The following is a 13,722-nucleotide window of genomic DNA, read 5'->3' as shown; positions in this document are numbered from 1 at the left end:
CATGGATGCGGCTGCCAAGCCCCCATGGACGGGTTTACGGCGTCCCCGCACTCTGGCACCGCCCCGCCAACCCGCGGAATGCCAGCTTTTGCTGTTGCTTCGGCCGTTGCTTGAAGCCTCTGTGGGTGCAGGGCGCAGCCCTGCCGAACAACCCTCTACTTGACCTGCACGTCGATCACGCCGTCGCCGACGCGGGCCTGCAGGGCGTCACCAGGTTGCACCTGGTCGATGCGCCGCACCAGCGCACCATCGTCGCTGCGGGTCAGGATGCTGTAGCCACGCGCCACGGTCGCCAGCGGGCTGACTGCTTCAAGTGAACGCGCCAGTCCGCGCAGTCGCAGTGCATCGCGCTCCAGCAGACGCTGCATCGCTGCCTGCGGCCGCCCACGCAGGGCGGTCAGGCGACGCTGCATCGCGTCCAGCTGGCGCTGCGGATGATGCCCACGCAGTACCGCAGACGCGTGACGCAGGCGCGCGGCACGGCGCTCCTGCTGCTGGTTGAACGCGGCATGCAGGCGCCGGCCCAGATCGAGCTGGCGTCGACGCAGCAGATCCAGTCGTGCCTGCGGGCTCTGGGCGTTCAGGCGCAACAGGGCGCGGTCGGCGCGCTGCATCGCCTGCTGCATCGCATGCCGTTGCAGCTGCACCATGCGGGCGGCCGTGCGGCGCAGGCGCAGGGCCAGTTCGCGCTGGTCGGGTACCAGCAGCTCGGCCGCCACCGAGGGCGTTGGTGCACGCAGGTCGGCGGCGAAGTCGCTCAGGCTGAAGTCGGTTTCGTGGCCCACCGCCGAGACCACCGGCGTGCGGCTGGCGGCGATCGCACGGGCCAGTGTTTCATCGTTGAAGGCCCACAGGTCTTCCAGCGAACCACCACCGCGGGTCAGCAGGATCACGTCGTAGCGGCCACTGGCATCGGCGGCCTGCAGCAGCCGGGTGATCTGCGCGGCGGCACTGCTGCCCTGTACCAGGGTCGGCAGCAGGTCCACTTCCAGCAGCGGGAAGCGCCGGCCGAGCACGCTCAGCACGTCGCGCACGGCGGCGCCGGTGGGCGAGGTGATCACGGCCAGGCGCTGCACGTGCGCCGGCAGCGGCCGCTTGCGTGCCGGGTCGAACAGGCCCTCGGCCTCCAGCCGTGCCTTCAGCTCCTCGAAGGCGCGGCGCAGCGCGCCTTCGCCGGCTTCCTCCATGTGGTCCAGCACCATCTGGTACTCGCCACGGGCGTCGTACAGGGTCACCTTGCCGCGCACCAGCACGCGCATGCCTTCGCGCGGCACGAACTTCAGGTACTGCGCCTTCATCCGGAACATCGCCGCACGCAGCTGCGCGCGCGCGTCCTTCAGGTTGAAGTAGAGGTGTCCGGAGGCAGGACGCGCCACGCTGCCCAGTTCGGCCTCGACCCAGATCGCCGGGAAGCTGCCTTCCAGCAGGTCGCGGGCCAGGGTGTTGAGCTGGCTGGGGGTGAGGATGTCGTTGTTGCGTGGCTGCATGGAAACGGCGTGCTGCGGGCGGAACGGGGGCTCAGGATCGCACGTCAGCGCGCCGTGTGCTGGCCCAGTGCCCACTGCACGTGTTCACGCACCAGCGGTGAGGGATCGTCGATGCGGGTCTGCAGCGCAGCCAGCGCTTCGGCCGAGGACGGCGCATTGCCCAGCGCCACGGCGATGTTGCGTAGCCAGCGCTCATGGCCGCTGCGCCTGATCGGGCTGCCTTCGGTGCGGCGCAGGAACTCGGCTTCGTCCCAGGCGAACAGCTGGTCCAGGCGCGCGGTATCGAGGTTGTTGCGCGCGCGGAAATCGGCTTCGTCGGTGCGCTTGGCGAACTTGTTCCAGGGGCAGACCAGCTGGCAGTCGTCGCAGCCATAGATGCGGTTGCCGATCAGCGGGCGCATCTGTTCGGGAATGGCGCCGTCGTGTTCGATGGTCAGGTAGGAAATGCAGCGCCGCGCGTCCAGCCGCTGCGGGCCGGTGATGGCCTGGGTCGGGCAGACATCGATGCAGCGCGTGCAGGTGCCGCAGTGCGCCGTGGCCGGCGTATCGATCGGCAGCGGGATGTCGATGTAGATCTCGCCGATGAAGAACCAGGAACCGCCATGGCGGTCGATCAGGCAGGTGTGCTTGCCGATCCAGCCGAGCCCGGCGTTGCGGGCCAGTGCGCGCTCCAGGACGGGGGCGGAATCGACGAACACGCGGTAGCCCAGTGGCGCGACTTCGTCGTTGATCTGCGTGGCCAGCTTCTGCAGGCGGTTGCGCATCAGCTTGTGGTAGTCGCGGCCCAGCGCATAGCGCGCCACGTAGGCGCGGCCCGGGTCGGCCAGCGTCGCCCACGCTTCGGTGTCATCCTTGTGGCTGTAGTCCATGCCCACCGAGATCACGCGCACAGTGCCGGGCAACAGCTCGGCCGGTCGTGCGCGCAGGGTGCCGTGGCGCGCCATCCAGTCCATCGTGCCGTACAGGCCCTGGCCCAGCCAGTCGGCCAGGTGCGCCTCGTCCTCGCCGAGCTCGATACCGGCGATGCCGCAGCGCTGGAAGCCATGCGCGCGGGCCAGTTCGCGGATGCGCTGCACGGCCTGGGCTGGATCGACGGGGGAGGGGGCGAGGGACATGCGCACCAGTATAAAATCCCTGCATGGCCAACCTCGCCGATCTGTTCGATTCCGCTGCCGCGCGTGCGCTGGATGCCCAGGCGTCCACCCTGGCGGGGGATGCTGGCTGGGGACTGATGGCGCAGGCCGGCCAGGCCGCCTGGCAGTGCCTGCTGCAGCATTGGCCGCAGGCGCAGCGCATCGGCGTGGTGGTCGGTGCGGGCAACAATGGCGGCGACGGCCTCGTGCTGGCTCGCCACGCGTTGCAGGCCGGGCGCGAGGTGAGGGTGATCGCCCTGCCGGGCCGGGCGCCATCGACCGCGCTGGCGCAGCGTGCAACATCGGAGTTCAGGTCCGACGGCGGCGCCATCACCGAGTTCGACGGCGCGCTGCCCGAGGCCGACCTCTGGGTCGATGCCCTGTTCGGGCTGGGTTTCGATCGCGCGCCGGAGGGCGCGGCGCAGGCGCTGATCGTTGCGATCAATGCGCAGGCGGCACCTGTGCTGGCCTTGGATGTGCCCAGTGGCGTCGATGCCGACCGCGGTGCGGTACCCGGCGCGGCAGTACGCGCTGCGCTGACCCTGCAGTTCATCGTGGCCCATCGCGGGCTGTACACCGGCGACGCGCTGGATCATTGCGGGCACAAGGCCCTGGCACCCCTGCAGTTGCCCGCGGCCGCATGGCAAAGCGTGTCGCCTGCCGTGGAGTACTGGACGCAGGCACGGTTGCCGGCCCTGTTGCCGCCGCGCCGCGCAAATACCCACAAGGGTGAATCCGGCCACGTGCTGTGCGTCGGCGGCAACCACGGCAGCGGCGGTGCCATCGCCATGGCAGCCGAGGCCGCCTTGCGCGCAGGGGCGGGGCTGTTGAGCCTGGGCACCCGCCGCGACCACGTCGGTCCACTGCTGGCTCGGCTGCCCGAGGCGATGACCCACGCGTTGGAAGACGGCGAAGCGCTGCCGGCCTTGCTTGACAGGGCGAAGGTGGTGGCGATCGGGCCCGGTCTGGGCCAGGACGAATGGGCACGCGCACTGTTTGCGCGGGTGCTGGCCAGCGCCAAACCACTGGTGGTCGATGCCGACGCGCTGAACCTGCTGGCGCAGGATCCGCGTGCCTTGCCCGGCGCCGTCCTCACACCGCACCCGGGCGAGGCCGCACGCCTGCTCGGCTGCAGCACCAGCGACATCCAGGCCGATCGCTACGCCTGTGCGCAGACGCTCGCCGAGCGTTTCCACGCGGTGGTGGTGTTGAAGGGCGCCGGCAGCATCGTGGCGGCGCCCGGGCAAACGCCCCGGTTGATCGCCGCCGGCAATCCCGGCATGGCCGTGGGGGGCATGGGCGACCTGCTCACCGGCATCATCGCCGGCCTGCGTGCGCAGGGCCTGGCCGCCTTCGATGCCGCCGCGGCGGGCGCGTTGCTGCATGCGCTGGCCGGCGACGCGGCTGCCGCTGACGGTGCACGCGGCCTGCTTCCTACTGATCTGCTGGCGCCGTTGCGGCGACTGGCCAACCCGGAATGCTTCCCATGACCGATTTCTTCCTTGCCGACAGCGACGCCACCGAACTGCTCGGGCAGTGGCTGGCGGCCACCCGGCCGCCGCAGGCGCTGATCGAACTGCGCGGCGACCTGGGCGCCGGCAAGTCCACTACGGCCCGCGCGCTGCTGCGCGCGCTGGGCGTGCGGGGCGCGATCCGCAGCCCCACCTACACCCTGGTCGAGCGCTATCCGCTGGCCAGTGGCGGTGAGGCGTGGCACCTGGACCTGTACCGCATCGGCCAGGCCGGTGAGCTGGATTTCCTAGGCCTGGACGAGGGCAGCGCGGTGCTGTGGCTGGTGGAATGGCCGGAACGGGGCGCCGGCGCGCTGCCGCCGACCGATCTGGTGGTAGCGCTGGAGATCGAAGGACAGGGGCGCCGTGTCCGTCTCACCGGAGCCAGCGACGTTGGACATGAATGGCTGAAACGGCTGCCCCAAGGGGGCGACTTGCAGGCCATTTCTGTCGGCTGACGAGAACAAAGATCGGCAGGTTACGGATTATTAAGGAAAAAGGTGTTGCATTCCGTTCAGCGCGGTGATTGAATCCTGAGCCATGCGCCCGGGGAACCGTCTCATCGCCATCTGTGCCGCCGTCGGACTGGGTCTGGCGAGCGTCAGTGCGTGGGCGGGTGAAGTCCGCCAGGTGCTGCTGAACACCGGCGCGACCGGCACCCGTGCCGAGATCTCACTGGTCGGCAGTGGCGGCTACAAGACCCTGTCGCTGGCCGGCCCGAACCGCCTGGTGGTCGATTTCCCCGACTCCAGCGCCGTACGCAACCTGAAGATGCCGGCCGCGCAGGGCGTGGTCACGGCGGTGCGTACCGGACAGCCGGTCCCGGGCACTTTCCGTGTCGTGTTCGACCTTGCCGAATCGGTGGCGCCGTTCCGCCCGCAGATGCAGCGCGAGGGCAATGAATCCAAGCTGGTGATCGAATGGCCGGGTGATGGCCCTGCCGTGGCCACAACCAGCCGCCCGGCGACGCCACCGGCGGTGCAGCCGCAGGCGGCCGCTGCGGGGGGCTCAGTCGCGCCCACGCCGGCCGAGAACGCGCAGTCACGCACCGATGCTGCGCGGGCCACCGCCCTGCTGACCGCACAGGTGCAGCAGCAGGCCAGCGCCAGCGCCGCCGCACCCGCCACGCCGACCCCCGCACCGACCAGCGCGCCGGCCCAGGTTGCTGCGGCAGGCGTCGCGGCCAGCAGCACGCCCTCATCCTCGCCGGCTGCAATCCTCGCCGGCCAGCGCACTGCTGCGGTGGTGACCACGCCGCCGGCAACGGCCCCTACACCGGCGCCGACGCCGGCCGAGCCGCCGCGTCCGGCCATGCCCAGCGATGCATCGCGCATCCGCATGCAGCCCGGCATGCGCCATCTTGTGGTGGCGATCGATCCTGGTCATGGTGGCCAGGACCCGGGTGCGATCGGCCCGACCGGCAAGCGCGAGAAGGATGTCACCCTGGCCGTGGCGCGTGAGCTGGCCCGCCAGGTCAACGCCACGCCGGGCCTGAAGGCCTACCTGACGCGCGACAGCGACGTGTTCATCCCGCTGCCGATGCGTGCGCAGAAGGCGCGTGCGAACAAGGCGGACATCTTCATTTCGATCCATGCCGACGCGGCCGAGAACCGTTCGGCCACGGGTTCGTCGGTGTACGTGCTGTCGACCAAGGGTGCCTCTTCGCAGCGCGCCCGCTGGCTGGCAGACAAGGAAAACGCGGCCGATCTGGTCGGTGGCGTTCGCCTGCAGCAGACCGAGGGCACGCTTGCCAATGTGCTGTTGGACCTGGCGCAGAGCGGCTACATGAAGGCGTCCGAAGACGCCGCCGGCCACGTGCTGGGCGGCCTGAAGCGGATCGGCAACAACCACAAGCCGAACATCGAGCGCGCCAACTTCGCGGTGCTGCGCACGTCGGACATGCCAGCGATGCTGGTGGAAACGGCGTTCATTTCCAATCCGGATGAAGAGCGCCGCCTGACGGACCCGGCTTACCAGCGCAAGGTCGCTGGCGCTGTGCTGGATGGTGTGCACACCTTCTTCAGCCGCCAACCGCCGCCGGGCACGTTGTATGCCGCCCGCGCGCAGGCCGAGATCGACGCCGCAGCCACCATGGCCGGCGGCAGCAAATAACCCGCCGAAGGCGGGTTTCTGCTTTCTGCAGAGTCGAGCCGCGCTCGACTGGGCCTTGCGGGTAGCCCGTCAGTCGAGCATGGCTCGACTCTACCCTCGGCCGCTCCGTTATCATCCCCGCATGACGTCTGCTACCCATCCGCGCCCGATCCGGCCGTTGCCGGAGATCCTGATCAACCAGATCGCCGCCGGCGAAGTGGTCGAACGACCCGCGTCGGTGGTCAAGGAGCTGGTCGAGAACGCGATCGACGCCGGCGCCAGCCGCGTTGATATCGATCTTGAAGAGGGCGGCGTGCGCCTGATCCGCATCCGCGACAACGGCAGTGGCATCGCGCCCGAGCAGTTGCCACTGGCAGTGTCGCGCCATGCCACCAGCAAGATCGCCGATCTTGACGATCTCGAATCGGTGGCCACGCTCGGTTTCCGGGGAGAAGCGCTGCCGTCGATCGCATCGGTCAGCCGCTTCACCCTGTGCTCGCGGCGCGCGCACGACGAGCACGGTTCGGCACTGCAGATCGAAGGCGGCAAGATCGGCGAGGTGACCCCGCGCGCGCATGCGCCGGGCACCACGGTGGAAGTGCGTGAGTTGTTCTACAACGTGCCGGCGCGGCGCAAGTTCCTGCGCGCCGAGCGTACCGAACTGGGCCATATCGAAGAGTGGCTGCGTTCGCTGGCGCTGGCACGGCCGGATGTCGAGCTGCGCGTGTCGCACAACGGCAAGGCCTCGCGGCGCTACAAGCCAGGCGATCTGTATTCCGATGCACGCCTTGCCGAAACGCTGGGCGAGGATTTCGCCAACCAGGCCGTGCGCGTGGACCACAGCGGCGCCGGCCTGCGCCTGCATGGCTGGATTGCGCAGCCGCATTATTCGCGCGCGAGCGCCGACCAGCAGTACCTGTACGTCAACGGTCGCTCAGTGCGTGACCGCAGCGTCGCCCACGCAGTGAAGATGGCCTACGGCGACGTGCTGTATCACGGCCGCCAGCCGGCCTATGTGCTGTTCCTCGAACTGGATCCGACCCGTGTCGACGTCAACGTGCATCCGGCCAAGCACGAGGTGCGCTTCCGCGATTCGCGGCTGGTCCACGATTTCGTCTATCGCACGTTGAAGGATGCGCTGGCCGATACCCGTGCCGGCATGTCGGCGCAGGAGATCGGTGCCGGCCCCGCACATCCGGCGGACGCCGCCGCCGTCCCGACGGCATCGAGCGCCGGCGCGTCGGGGTTCGGGCTGGTGCGTGGGGCTGCGCCCGGCTCGGGAGGTGGTGGTGGCGGATTTTCAGGCTGGCGTCCGCAGCAGCCGCTGGGCCTGCAGGTGGCCGATGCACCGGCCGCCTACGCCGCGCTGTATGCCACGCCGGCCGGTGCCGAACGCGCAGCGGCGTTGCCGCCGATGCCGAGCGAGAACGGGTTGCCGGTAACCAGTGCCGACGCGGGTGTACCGCCGCTGGGCTACGCGATCGCGCAGCTGCATGGCATCTACATCCTGGCCGAGAACGCTGAAGGCCTGATCGTGGTCGACATGCATGCGGCCCACGAACGCATCGGCTACGAGCGCCTGAAGAATGCGCACGATGGCATCGGCCTGCAGTCGCAGCCGTTGCTGGTGCCGATCACGCTGGCGGTGGGCGAGCGCGAGGCCGACACCGCCGAAAGCGAAGCCGACACACTGGCGGCGCTCGGCTTCGAGGTGACTCGGGCCGGCCCCGGGTCGCTGCACGTGCGCAGCATTCCGGCACTGCTGGCGCATGCCGAACCGGAAGGACTGCTGCGCGACGTGCTGACCGACCTGCGCGAGCACGGCCAGAGCCGCCGCGTGGCCAGTGCACGCGACGAGCTGCTGTCGACCATGGCCTGCCATGGCGCGGTGCGTGCCAACCGGCGCCTGACCGTGCCGGAAATGAACGCGCTGCTGCGCGACATGGAAATCACCGAACGGTCCGGCCAGTGCAACCACGGCCGACCGACCTGGGCCCGTTTTTCGCTGGCGGAGATCGACCGCTGGTTCCTGCGCGGACGTTGAGGGGAGCATCGATGCGTTATCGGGGAGTGGCGGGCCTGCTGGCCGCCGTGGTGTTGGCCGCCTGCAGCCCGGCAACTCCGCCGGCGCCGACGGTCGCTGAAGATCCGGCCTACGCGGCCGCGCAGCAGCAATGGCGTGTAGCGCGCTACCAGGACCTGACCCGGCCCGATGGCTGGACGGCCCTGGTCGGCCTGCACTGGCTGCAGAACAAATCCCATTTCGTTGGCAGCGGCGCCACCAACGGCATCCGCCTGTCGGTCGGCCCGGACAGGCTGGGACTCCTGCGTCGCGACGGGACGCAGTGGTGGTTCACGCCTGAAGCCGGTGTCGATGTCAGCCACGACGGCCAGCCGGTGCGTGGCCGCATCCGCGTCGACACCGACAAGGACACGCAGCCGACGCTGCTGGCCTTCGATGGCGGCAAGGGCCAGCTCAGCATCATCCGCCGGGGGCCACGGGACGCGCTGCGGGTCAAGCATGCCGAGGCACCGGCGCGGCGTGATTTCGCCGGCCTGCGGTACTGGCCGGGCGGCGCGGACTGGCAGGTGCAGGCGCGCTTCATCGCGCATCCGCCGGGGAAGACCTTGCCGATCGTCGACATCACTGGCCTGACCACCGAGATGCCCAATGCCGGTGCGGTGGAGTTCGAACGTGATGGCCGCAGCTGGCGCCTGGAGGCGATCGGTGCGCCCGGGCAGCCACTGTTCCTGATCTTCGCCGACCGCACCAGCGGCCGCGGCAGCTATCCGGCCGGGCGCTATCTGGATACCGAGGCCCCCGCTGCAGACGGCACGGTGCGCATCGATTTCAACCATGCCTACAACCCACCGTGCGCGTTCACCGCCTACGCGACCTGCCCGCTGGCGCCGCCGGAAAACCGGTTGGACCTGCGCGTGGAAGCCGGCGAGAAGGCCTACCACCTGCCTGAAGGAGAAGGCTGACCATGCCGATCAAACACCTGTTCCGTACCGCGCTGTTGCTGGCGGCCTGCGCAGTGGCGCCACTGGCCACGGCCCGCGATGGCCAGGCCAGCCCTGCCGCGGCCGCGGCAGCAACGGCGGCCAAGCCGCCGGTACCCCTGTTGTGGAAAGTCACCGGCCCGGGCGATGCACGCGTGTACCTGCTGGGATCGTTCCATCTGCTGAAGCCACAGGACTACCCGCTGTCGCCCGATGTCGAGCAGGCGTTCGAAGCCTCGCAGCGGGTGGTGTTCGAACTGTCGCCGGAAGACATGCAATCGCCCCAGCTGGCCAGCCGCATGGTGCAGGCTGCGACCCGCACCGATGGCAGCGAGCTGAAGCGTGATCTGGATGCGGCCACCTGGCAGAAGCTGCAGGCCTTTGCTGCCCAGAACCAGTTGCCGCTGGCGCAGATGCAGGGCATGAAGCCGTGGTTCGTCGGTCTGAGCATTTCGATCGGGCAGATGCAGAAGCTGGGCCTGGACCCGGCGCTGGGCCTGGACCGCCACTTCATGGAACGCGCGCAGAAGACCGGCCGCAAGACCGCGGGACTGGAAGATATCGATACCCAGATCGGCATGCTGGACGGGATGACGGTGCAGGAACAGCGGCAGATGCTGGCCGAAGCACTGGACCAGGCCGGCAAGGCCGATGAGCAGGCGCGGCTGCTGCATGATGCATGGCGTCGCGGCGACGAGCGCCTGCTGTGGACCAAGATGGCGGCAGAGATGCGCCAGCAGTATCCGCAGCTGTACCAGCGCATCAACACCGGTCGCAACGATGCCTGGGTGCCGAAGCTGCAGCCGTACCTGCAGGCCGGGCAGGGCGGTACGCTGGTGGTGGTCGGCACGCTGCACCTGCTGGGCAGTGATGGCGTGGTCGAGAAGCTGAGGGCGAAGGGCTACAAGGTCGAGCGCGTGTGCACGGGGTGCAAGGCCAAACGCTGACGCACGGTTGGCGCGATGCCAAACAAGACGGCGCGCCAGGGGCGCGCCGTTTCCGTATCAGCCGTTGCTGCAGCTCAGCGGCGGGTCTTGCCGCCGGTGCCGGTACCGGTGCCGGGTTCGCCGGGCCTGTTGCCGGTTCCCGTTCCGGTGCCGCCCGGGCGCGGGCCACCGAAGCCGCTGCCCATGCTGCGCTGGAATTCCTGCCACAGCTCCAGGTTGCGCTCGGTCAGCTGGTTCATCATCGCCCACGGGGTCTGGCCCAGCAGGTTGCCCATCTGCTGGCGGAACTGCTGCTGCTGGTCGAGGAAGACCTGCATGCTGCGCTCCAGGTAGTTGCCCATGAAGCCCTGCAGGGAATCGCCGTAGAAGCGGATCAGCTGGCTCAGCAGCTGGGTCGAGAGCATCGGTTCGCCGTCCTGTTCCTGGTCGGCGATGATCTGCAGCAGGACCGAACGGGTGAGGTCGTCGCCGCTCTTGGCGTCGCGGACTTCGAAGTCTTCACCGTCCAGGATCAGCTGGCGCACGTCCTCGATGGTGATGTAGCTGGAGATCTCGGTGTCGTAGAGACGGCGGTTCGGATACTTCTTGATGATGCGGGTCGCAGCCATGAAGCGGTACTCGTCACAGTAGACGCGCAGCATGGCGCAGTGCAGCAGCGGTTGCAACCGCCCCAGCCCCCGCCAGGCTTGGCTTTCAGCAGCGATCATGTTGCGCAGCAAGGGTTTGCGTGCTGCGCAGCATGACCATCGGCAGGGGCCGTCAGCGCATGCCGCAGCGGCCCCTGCGCGGCTTACCAGCCCATGTGGTGGCCGCCGTTGATGTCCAAGTTGCTGCCGGTGATCCATGAGGCTTCCTCGGCCACCAGGAAGGACACGCCATAGGCGATTTCCTCCGGCCTGCCGAGGCGCCCGGTGGGGATGTCGGCGATGATCTTGGCGCGTACGTCCTCCGGAACCGCCATCACCATGTCGGTGGCGACGTAGCCGGGCGAAATGGTGTTCACGGTGATGCCGAAGCCGGCGTTCTCGCGGGCCAGCGAAATGGTGAAGCCGTGCATGCCGGCCTTGGCTGCGGCGTAGTTGGCCTGGCCGTACTGGCCCTTCAGGCCGTTGATCGAGCTGATCTGGATGACCCGGCCCCAGCAGCGGCGCCGCATGCCTTCGATCACCGGACGGGTGACGTTGAACACCGAATTGAGGTTGGTGTTGATCACATCGTGCCACTGGTCCGCGCGCATGCGGTGGAACGTCGTGTCGCGGGTGATGCCGGCATTGTTGACCAGGATCTCGACCGGGCCCAGCTCGGCCTCGACCGCACGCACCAGCGCCTCGGCGCTGCCTGGATCGGAGACATCGCCCGGGAAGATCGACACGTTGTAGCCGCGCTCGGTCATCGCCTGCTGCCATGCGCGGGCCTTGCCCTCGTCGCGGTAGTTGGTGGCGACCCGGTGGCCCTGGTCGGCCAGGCGTTGGCAGATGGCGGTACCGATGCCGCCGGTTCCGCCGGTGACCAGTGCGACGCGAGATGTCATGGAATGCTGTCCGGGAATCAGGTGGGGGAAGGGGGATTCTGCAACATCGGCGCGGAAAGTGCGCCGGCCGGCAACAGGATGTCGGTCCGCGGCAGTCGAACCGGGTCGAATGCCCGTTGCGCAGTGTGCAGCAGCGCATCCCGGTCATCGGCGCCGTCCAGTGCGGCAGGGGCCTGGCCCAGCAGCTGCCAGAGCGCGCGCAGTACCGGCACCGGCCGTGTACTGTCCACCGGCAGCGACGCCAGCGACTTGGACAGTTTGTGGCCGGGGGCGTCGAGCAGCAGCGGCAGGTGCCAGTAGCGCGGCACCGCCAGGCCCAGCGCCTGCTGCAGCAGGATCTGCCGCGCGGTGGAATCGAGCAGATCGGCGCCGCGCACCACTTCGGTCACCCCCTGCGCGGCGTCATCGACCACCACCGCCAGCTGGTAGGCCCAGCAGCCGTCGGCACGGCGCAGCACGAAGTCGCCGACTTCGGCATGCACGTCCTGCTGCTGCGGGCCACGCAGCCCATCGTCGAAGTGCACGACGCTGCCCGGTGGCACGCGGAAGCGGACGGCGGGGTCCGGTCGCGGTTGCCGCGCAACGCAGCGGTGGTGGATGCCGCCGCTGGCAGCCAGTTCGCTGCGGCTGCAGTGGCAGATGAAGGCCTGGTCGCTGGCCAGCAGCACGTCCAGCGCGGCCTGGTAGGCCTCGCCTCGAGCGCTCTGCCACAGGACCGGGCCGTCGTGGACCAGGCCGAACGCAGCCAGTGCCTGCAGCTGTGACTGCGCGGCGCCGGGCACGGTACGCGGCGGGTCAACGTCTTCGATGCGCAGCCGCCACAGGCCGCCGTGGTGGCGGGCCAGCAGCCAGCTGCCGAAGGCGGCAAGCAGGGATCCGGGGTGGAGCAGGCCGGTCGGCGAGGGCGCGAAGCGGCCGCAGGGAACAATGGCGGTCATGCAGGCTGAATCGTCGGTCAGGTTGGCGCTTGAATTCAAGCTGAGCGCACCGCAAATTGACGGATATCGACCCCTTCCGAGCCGGATTTTCCCATGTTCACCCGTATTGCCCTGTTCCTGGCGACCAACCTCGCGGTCCTGATCCTGGCCGGCATCGTCATGTCGATCCTGGGCGTGGACGCGCGTTCGATGAGCGGCCTGCTGGTGATGGCCGGCATCTTCGGTTTCGGTGGCTCCTTCATCTCGCTGCTGCTGTCCAAGTGGATGGCCAAGCGCTCCACCGGTGCGGTGGTGATCACCGAGCCGCGCAACCAGACCGAGCGCTGGCTGCTGGCCACGGTCGAGCGCCAGGCCAAGGCCGCCGGCATCGGCATGCCGGAAGTGGCCGTCTATGACGGCCCGGAGATCAATGCCTTCGCCACCGGTGCCAACCGCAACAACGCGCTGGTGGCGGTGTCCACCGGCCTGCTGCACAACATGAGCGAAGACGAGGCCGAAGCGGTGCTGGGCCACGAGATCGCCCACGTCGCCAACGGTGACATGATTACCATGGCGCTGCTGCAGGGTGTGCTGAACACCTTCGTGATCGTGCTGGCCCGCGTGGTCGGCGGCATCATCGACAGCGCGCTGTCGGGCAACCGCGAAGGCGGCGGCCGTGGGTTCGCCTACTACATCATCGTGTTCGTGCTGGAGATGGTGTTCGGCCTGTTCGCCACGATGATCTCGATGTGGTTCTCGCGCCACCGCGAGTTCCGCGCCGATGCCGGCGGTGCCTCGCTGGCCGGTCGCCAGAAGATGATCGCCGCGCTGGAGCGCCTGCAGCTCAACCATGGCCAGAGCACGCTGCCGACCCAGATTGCCGCCTTCGGCATTTCCGGTTCGACGGCCAAGAAGCTGTTCATGAGCCACCCGCCGCTGGAAGAGCGCATCGCCGCGCTGCGGGCGTCGACGGTGGCGTAAGCTTCTGCTTTCAAGGTAGTGCAGGAACGCCTGGCCGCGCGCCGGGCGTTTTTGTTGGCGCGCCGACGCATCTGTGGCGCCGGGTACGACCCGGCGAGAGTCATTTCCGCGACCGCGGAGG

12 protein-coding genes are annotated in these 13,722 nt (G+C 68.9%); 7 read left to right on the top strand and 5 right to left on the bottom strand.

The genetic code is table 11. The annotated features are described in order from the left end of the window. Nucleotides 1-155: 155 nt before the first annotated feature. Both xseA and queG read right to left on the bottom strand, forming a co-directional pair. Nucleotides 156-1,487, bottom strand: a complete 1,332-nt coding sequence (gene xseA / locus A7X97_RS11255) for an exodeoxyribonuclease VII large subunit (RefSeq protein WP_111007930.1) — start codon at nucleotides 1,485-1,487, stop codon at nucleotides 156-158. Between the two features lie 44 nt (nucleotides 1,488-1,531). Then, nucleotides 1,532-2,602: a tRNA epoxyqueuosine(34) reductase QueG gene (queG, locus tag A7X97_RS11250; RefSeq protein ID WP_061478065.1), complete on the bottom strand. Its 1,071-nt coding sequence runs from the start codon at nucleotides 2,600-2,602 to the stop codon at nucleotides 1,532-1,534. A gap of 23 nt (nucleotides 2,603-2,625) precedes the next feature. Between queG and A7X97_RS11245 the strand changes: the two genes are divergently transcribed. The 6 genes from A7X97_RS11245 to A7X97_RS11220 all read left to right on the top strand — a co-directional run bounded on the left by A7X97_RS11245 (nucleotide 2,626) and on the right by A7X97_RS11220 (nucleotide 10,172). Continuing rightward, nucleotides 2,626-4,110 (top strand): NAD(P)H-hydrate dehydratase, encoded by a 1,485-nt coding sequence (locus tag A7X97_RS11245; protein ID WP_111007929.1) that lies wholly within the window; start codon nucleotides 2,626-2,628, stop codon nucleotides 4,108-4,110. Then, nucleotides 4,107-4,589 carry a tRNA (adenosine(37)-N6)-threonylcarbamoyltransferase complex ATPase subunit type 1 TsaE gene (tsaE, locus tag A7X97_RS11240; protein WP_072168411.1) on the top strand — a complete coding sequence of 161 codons (483 nt, stop codon included), beginning with the start codon at nucleotides 4,107-4,109 and terminating at the stop codon, nucleotides 4,587-4,589. Before A7X97_RS11245 ends, tsaE begins: the two co-directional genes overlap by 4 nt. Before the next feature lie 82 nt (nucleotides 4,590-4,671). Next, nucleotides 4,672-6,243, top strand: coding sequence for an N-acetylmuramoyl-L-alanine amidase (locus A7X97_RS11235; protein WP_061478062.1), 1,572 nt, complete (start codon nucleotides 4,672-4,674; stop codon nucleotides 6,241-6,243). A gap of 121 nt (nucleotides 6,244-6,364) precedes the next feature. Then, a complete protein-coding gene (mutL, locus tag A7X97_RS11230; RefSeq protein ID WP_061478061.1) occupies nucleotides 6,365-8,266 on the top strand; it encodes a DNA mismatch repair endonuclease MutL in 1,902 nt (633 codons plus the stop codon). Nucleotides 8,267-8,277: 11 nt separating this feature from the next. Beyond that, entirely contained in the window at nucleotides 8,278-9,207 is a 930-nt protein-coding gene (locus A7X97_RS11225; RefSeq protein WP_111007928.1) for a DUF1684 domain-containing protein, read from the top strand. A gap of 2 nt (nucleotides 9,208-9,209) precedes the next feature. Continuing rightward, nucleotides 9,210-10,172 (top strand): TraB/GumN family protein, encoded by a 963-nt coding sequence (locus A7X97_RS11220; protein ID WP_005417757.1) that lies wholly within the window; start codon nucleotides 9,210-9,212, stop codon nucleotides 10,170-10,172. A gap of 74 nt (nucleotides 10,173-10,246) precedes the next feature. Here A7X97_RS11220 and phaR read toward each other — a convergent pair whose 3' ends face one another. The 3 genes from phaR to gluQRS all read right to left on the bottom strand — a co-directional run bounded on the left by phaR (nucleotide 10,247) and on the right by gluQRS (nucleotide 12,641). Beyond that, nucleotides 10,247-10,780, bottom strand: coding sequence for a polyhydroxyalkanoate synthesis repressor PhaR (gene phaR, locus A7X97_RS11215; RefSeq protein WP_072168416.1), 534 nt, complete (start codon nucleotides 10,778-10,780; stop codon nucleotides 10,247-10,249). A gap of 182 nt (nucleotides 10,781-10,962) precedes the next feature. Next, nucleotides 10,963-11,703 (bottom strand): acetoacetyl-CoA reductase, encoded by a 741-nt coding sequence (phbB, locus tag A7X97_RS11210; protein ID WP_072168407.1) that lies wholly within the window; start codon nucleotides 11,701-11,703, stop codon nucleotides 10,963-10,965. Between the two features lie 17 nt (nucleotides 11,704-11,720). Then, nucleotides 11,721-12,641, bottom strand: coding sequence for a tRNA glutamyl-Q(34) synthetase GluQRS (gluQRS, locus tag A7X97_RS11205; protein ID WP_072168406.1), 921 nt, complete (start codon nucleotides 12,639-12,641; stop codon nucleotides 11,721-11,723). A 93-nt stretch (nucleotides 12,642-12,734) separates the two neighbouring features. Here gluQRS and htpX point away from each other — a divergent pair, with 93 nt between their 5' ends. Further along, nucleotides 12,735-13,601, top strand: a complete 867-nt coding sequence (gene htpX, locus A7X97_RS11200) for a protease HtpX (protein WP_049415827.1) — start codon at nucleotides 12,735-12,737, stop codon at nucleotides 13,599-13,601. The last annotated feature ends 121 nt before the right edge of the window (nucleotides 13,602-13,722 follow it).

The organism is Stenotrophomonas sepilia, assembly GCF_003244875.1.
In the GTDB taxonomy this organism is placed as follows: domain Bacteria; phylum Pseudomonadota; class Gammaproteobacteria; order Xanthomonadales; family Xanthomonadaceae; genus Stenotrophomonas; species Stenotrophomonas sepilia.
This window is presented reverse-complemented; position numbering and strand designations above follow the sequence as displayed.

Coding starts and splice junctions, on each gene's coding strand:
- xseA (WP_111007930.1), bottom strand. CDS start 1,487: ATGCAGCCACGCAACAACGACATCCTCACCCCCAGCCAGCTCAACACC.
- queG (WP_061478065.1), bottom strand. CDS start 2,602: ATGTCCCTCGCCCCCTCCCCCGTCGATCCAGCCCAGGCCGTGCAGCGC.
- A7X97_RS11245 (WP_111007929.1), top strand. CDS start 2,626: ATGGCCAACCTCGCCGATCTGTTCGATTCCGCTGCCGCGCGTGCGCTG.
- tsaE (WP_072168411.1), top strand. CDS start 4,107: ATGACCGATTTCTTCCTTGCCGACAGCGACGCCACCGAACTGCTCGGG.
- A7X97_RS11235 (WP_061478062.1), top strand. CDS start 4,672: ATGCGCCCGGGGAACCGTCTCATCGCCATCTGTGCCGCCGTCGGACTG.
- mutL (WP_061478061.1), top strand. CDS start 6,365: ATGACGTCTGCTACCCATCCGCGCCCGATCCGGCCGTTGCCGGAGATC.
- A7X97_RS11225 (WP_111007928.1), top strand. CDS start 8,278: ATGCGTTATCGGGGAGTGGCGGGCCTGCTGGCCGCCGTGGTGTTGGCC.
- A7X97_RS11220 (WP_005417757.1), top strand. CDS start 9,210: ATGCCGATCAAACACCTGTTCCGTACCGCGCTGTTGCTGGCGGCCTGC.
- phaR (WP_072168416.1), bottom strand. CDS start 10,780: ATGGCTGCGACCCGCATCATCAAGAAGTATCCGAACCGCCGTCTCTAC.
- phbB (WP_072168407.1), bottom strand. CDS start 11,703: ATGACATCTCGCGTCGCACTGGTCACCGGCGGAACCGGCGGCATCGGT.
- gluQRS (WP_072168406.1), bottom strand. CDS start 12,641: ATGACCGCCATTGTTCCCTGCGGCCGCTTCGCGCCCTCGCCGACCGGC.
- htpX (WP_049415827.1), top strand. CDS start 12,735: ATGTTCACCCGTATTGCCCTGTTCCTGGCGACCAACCTCGCGGTCCTG.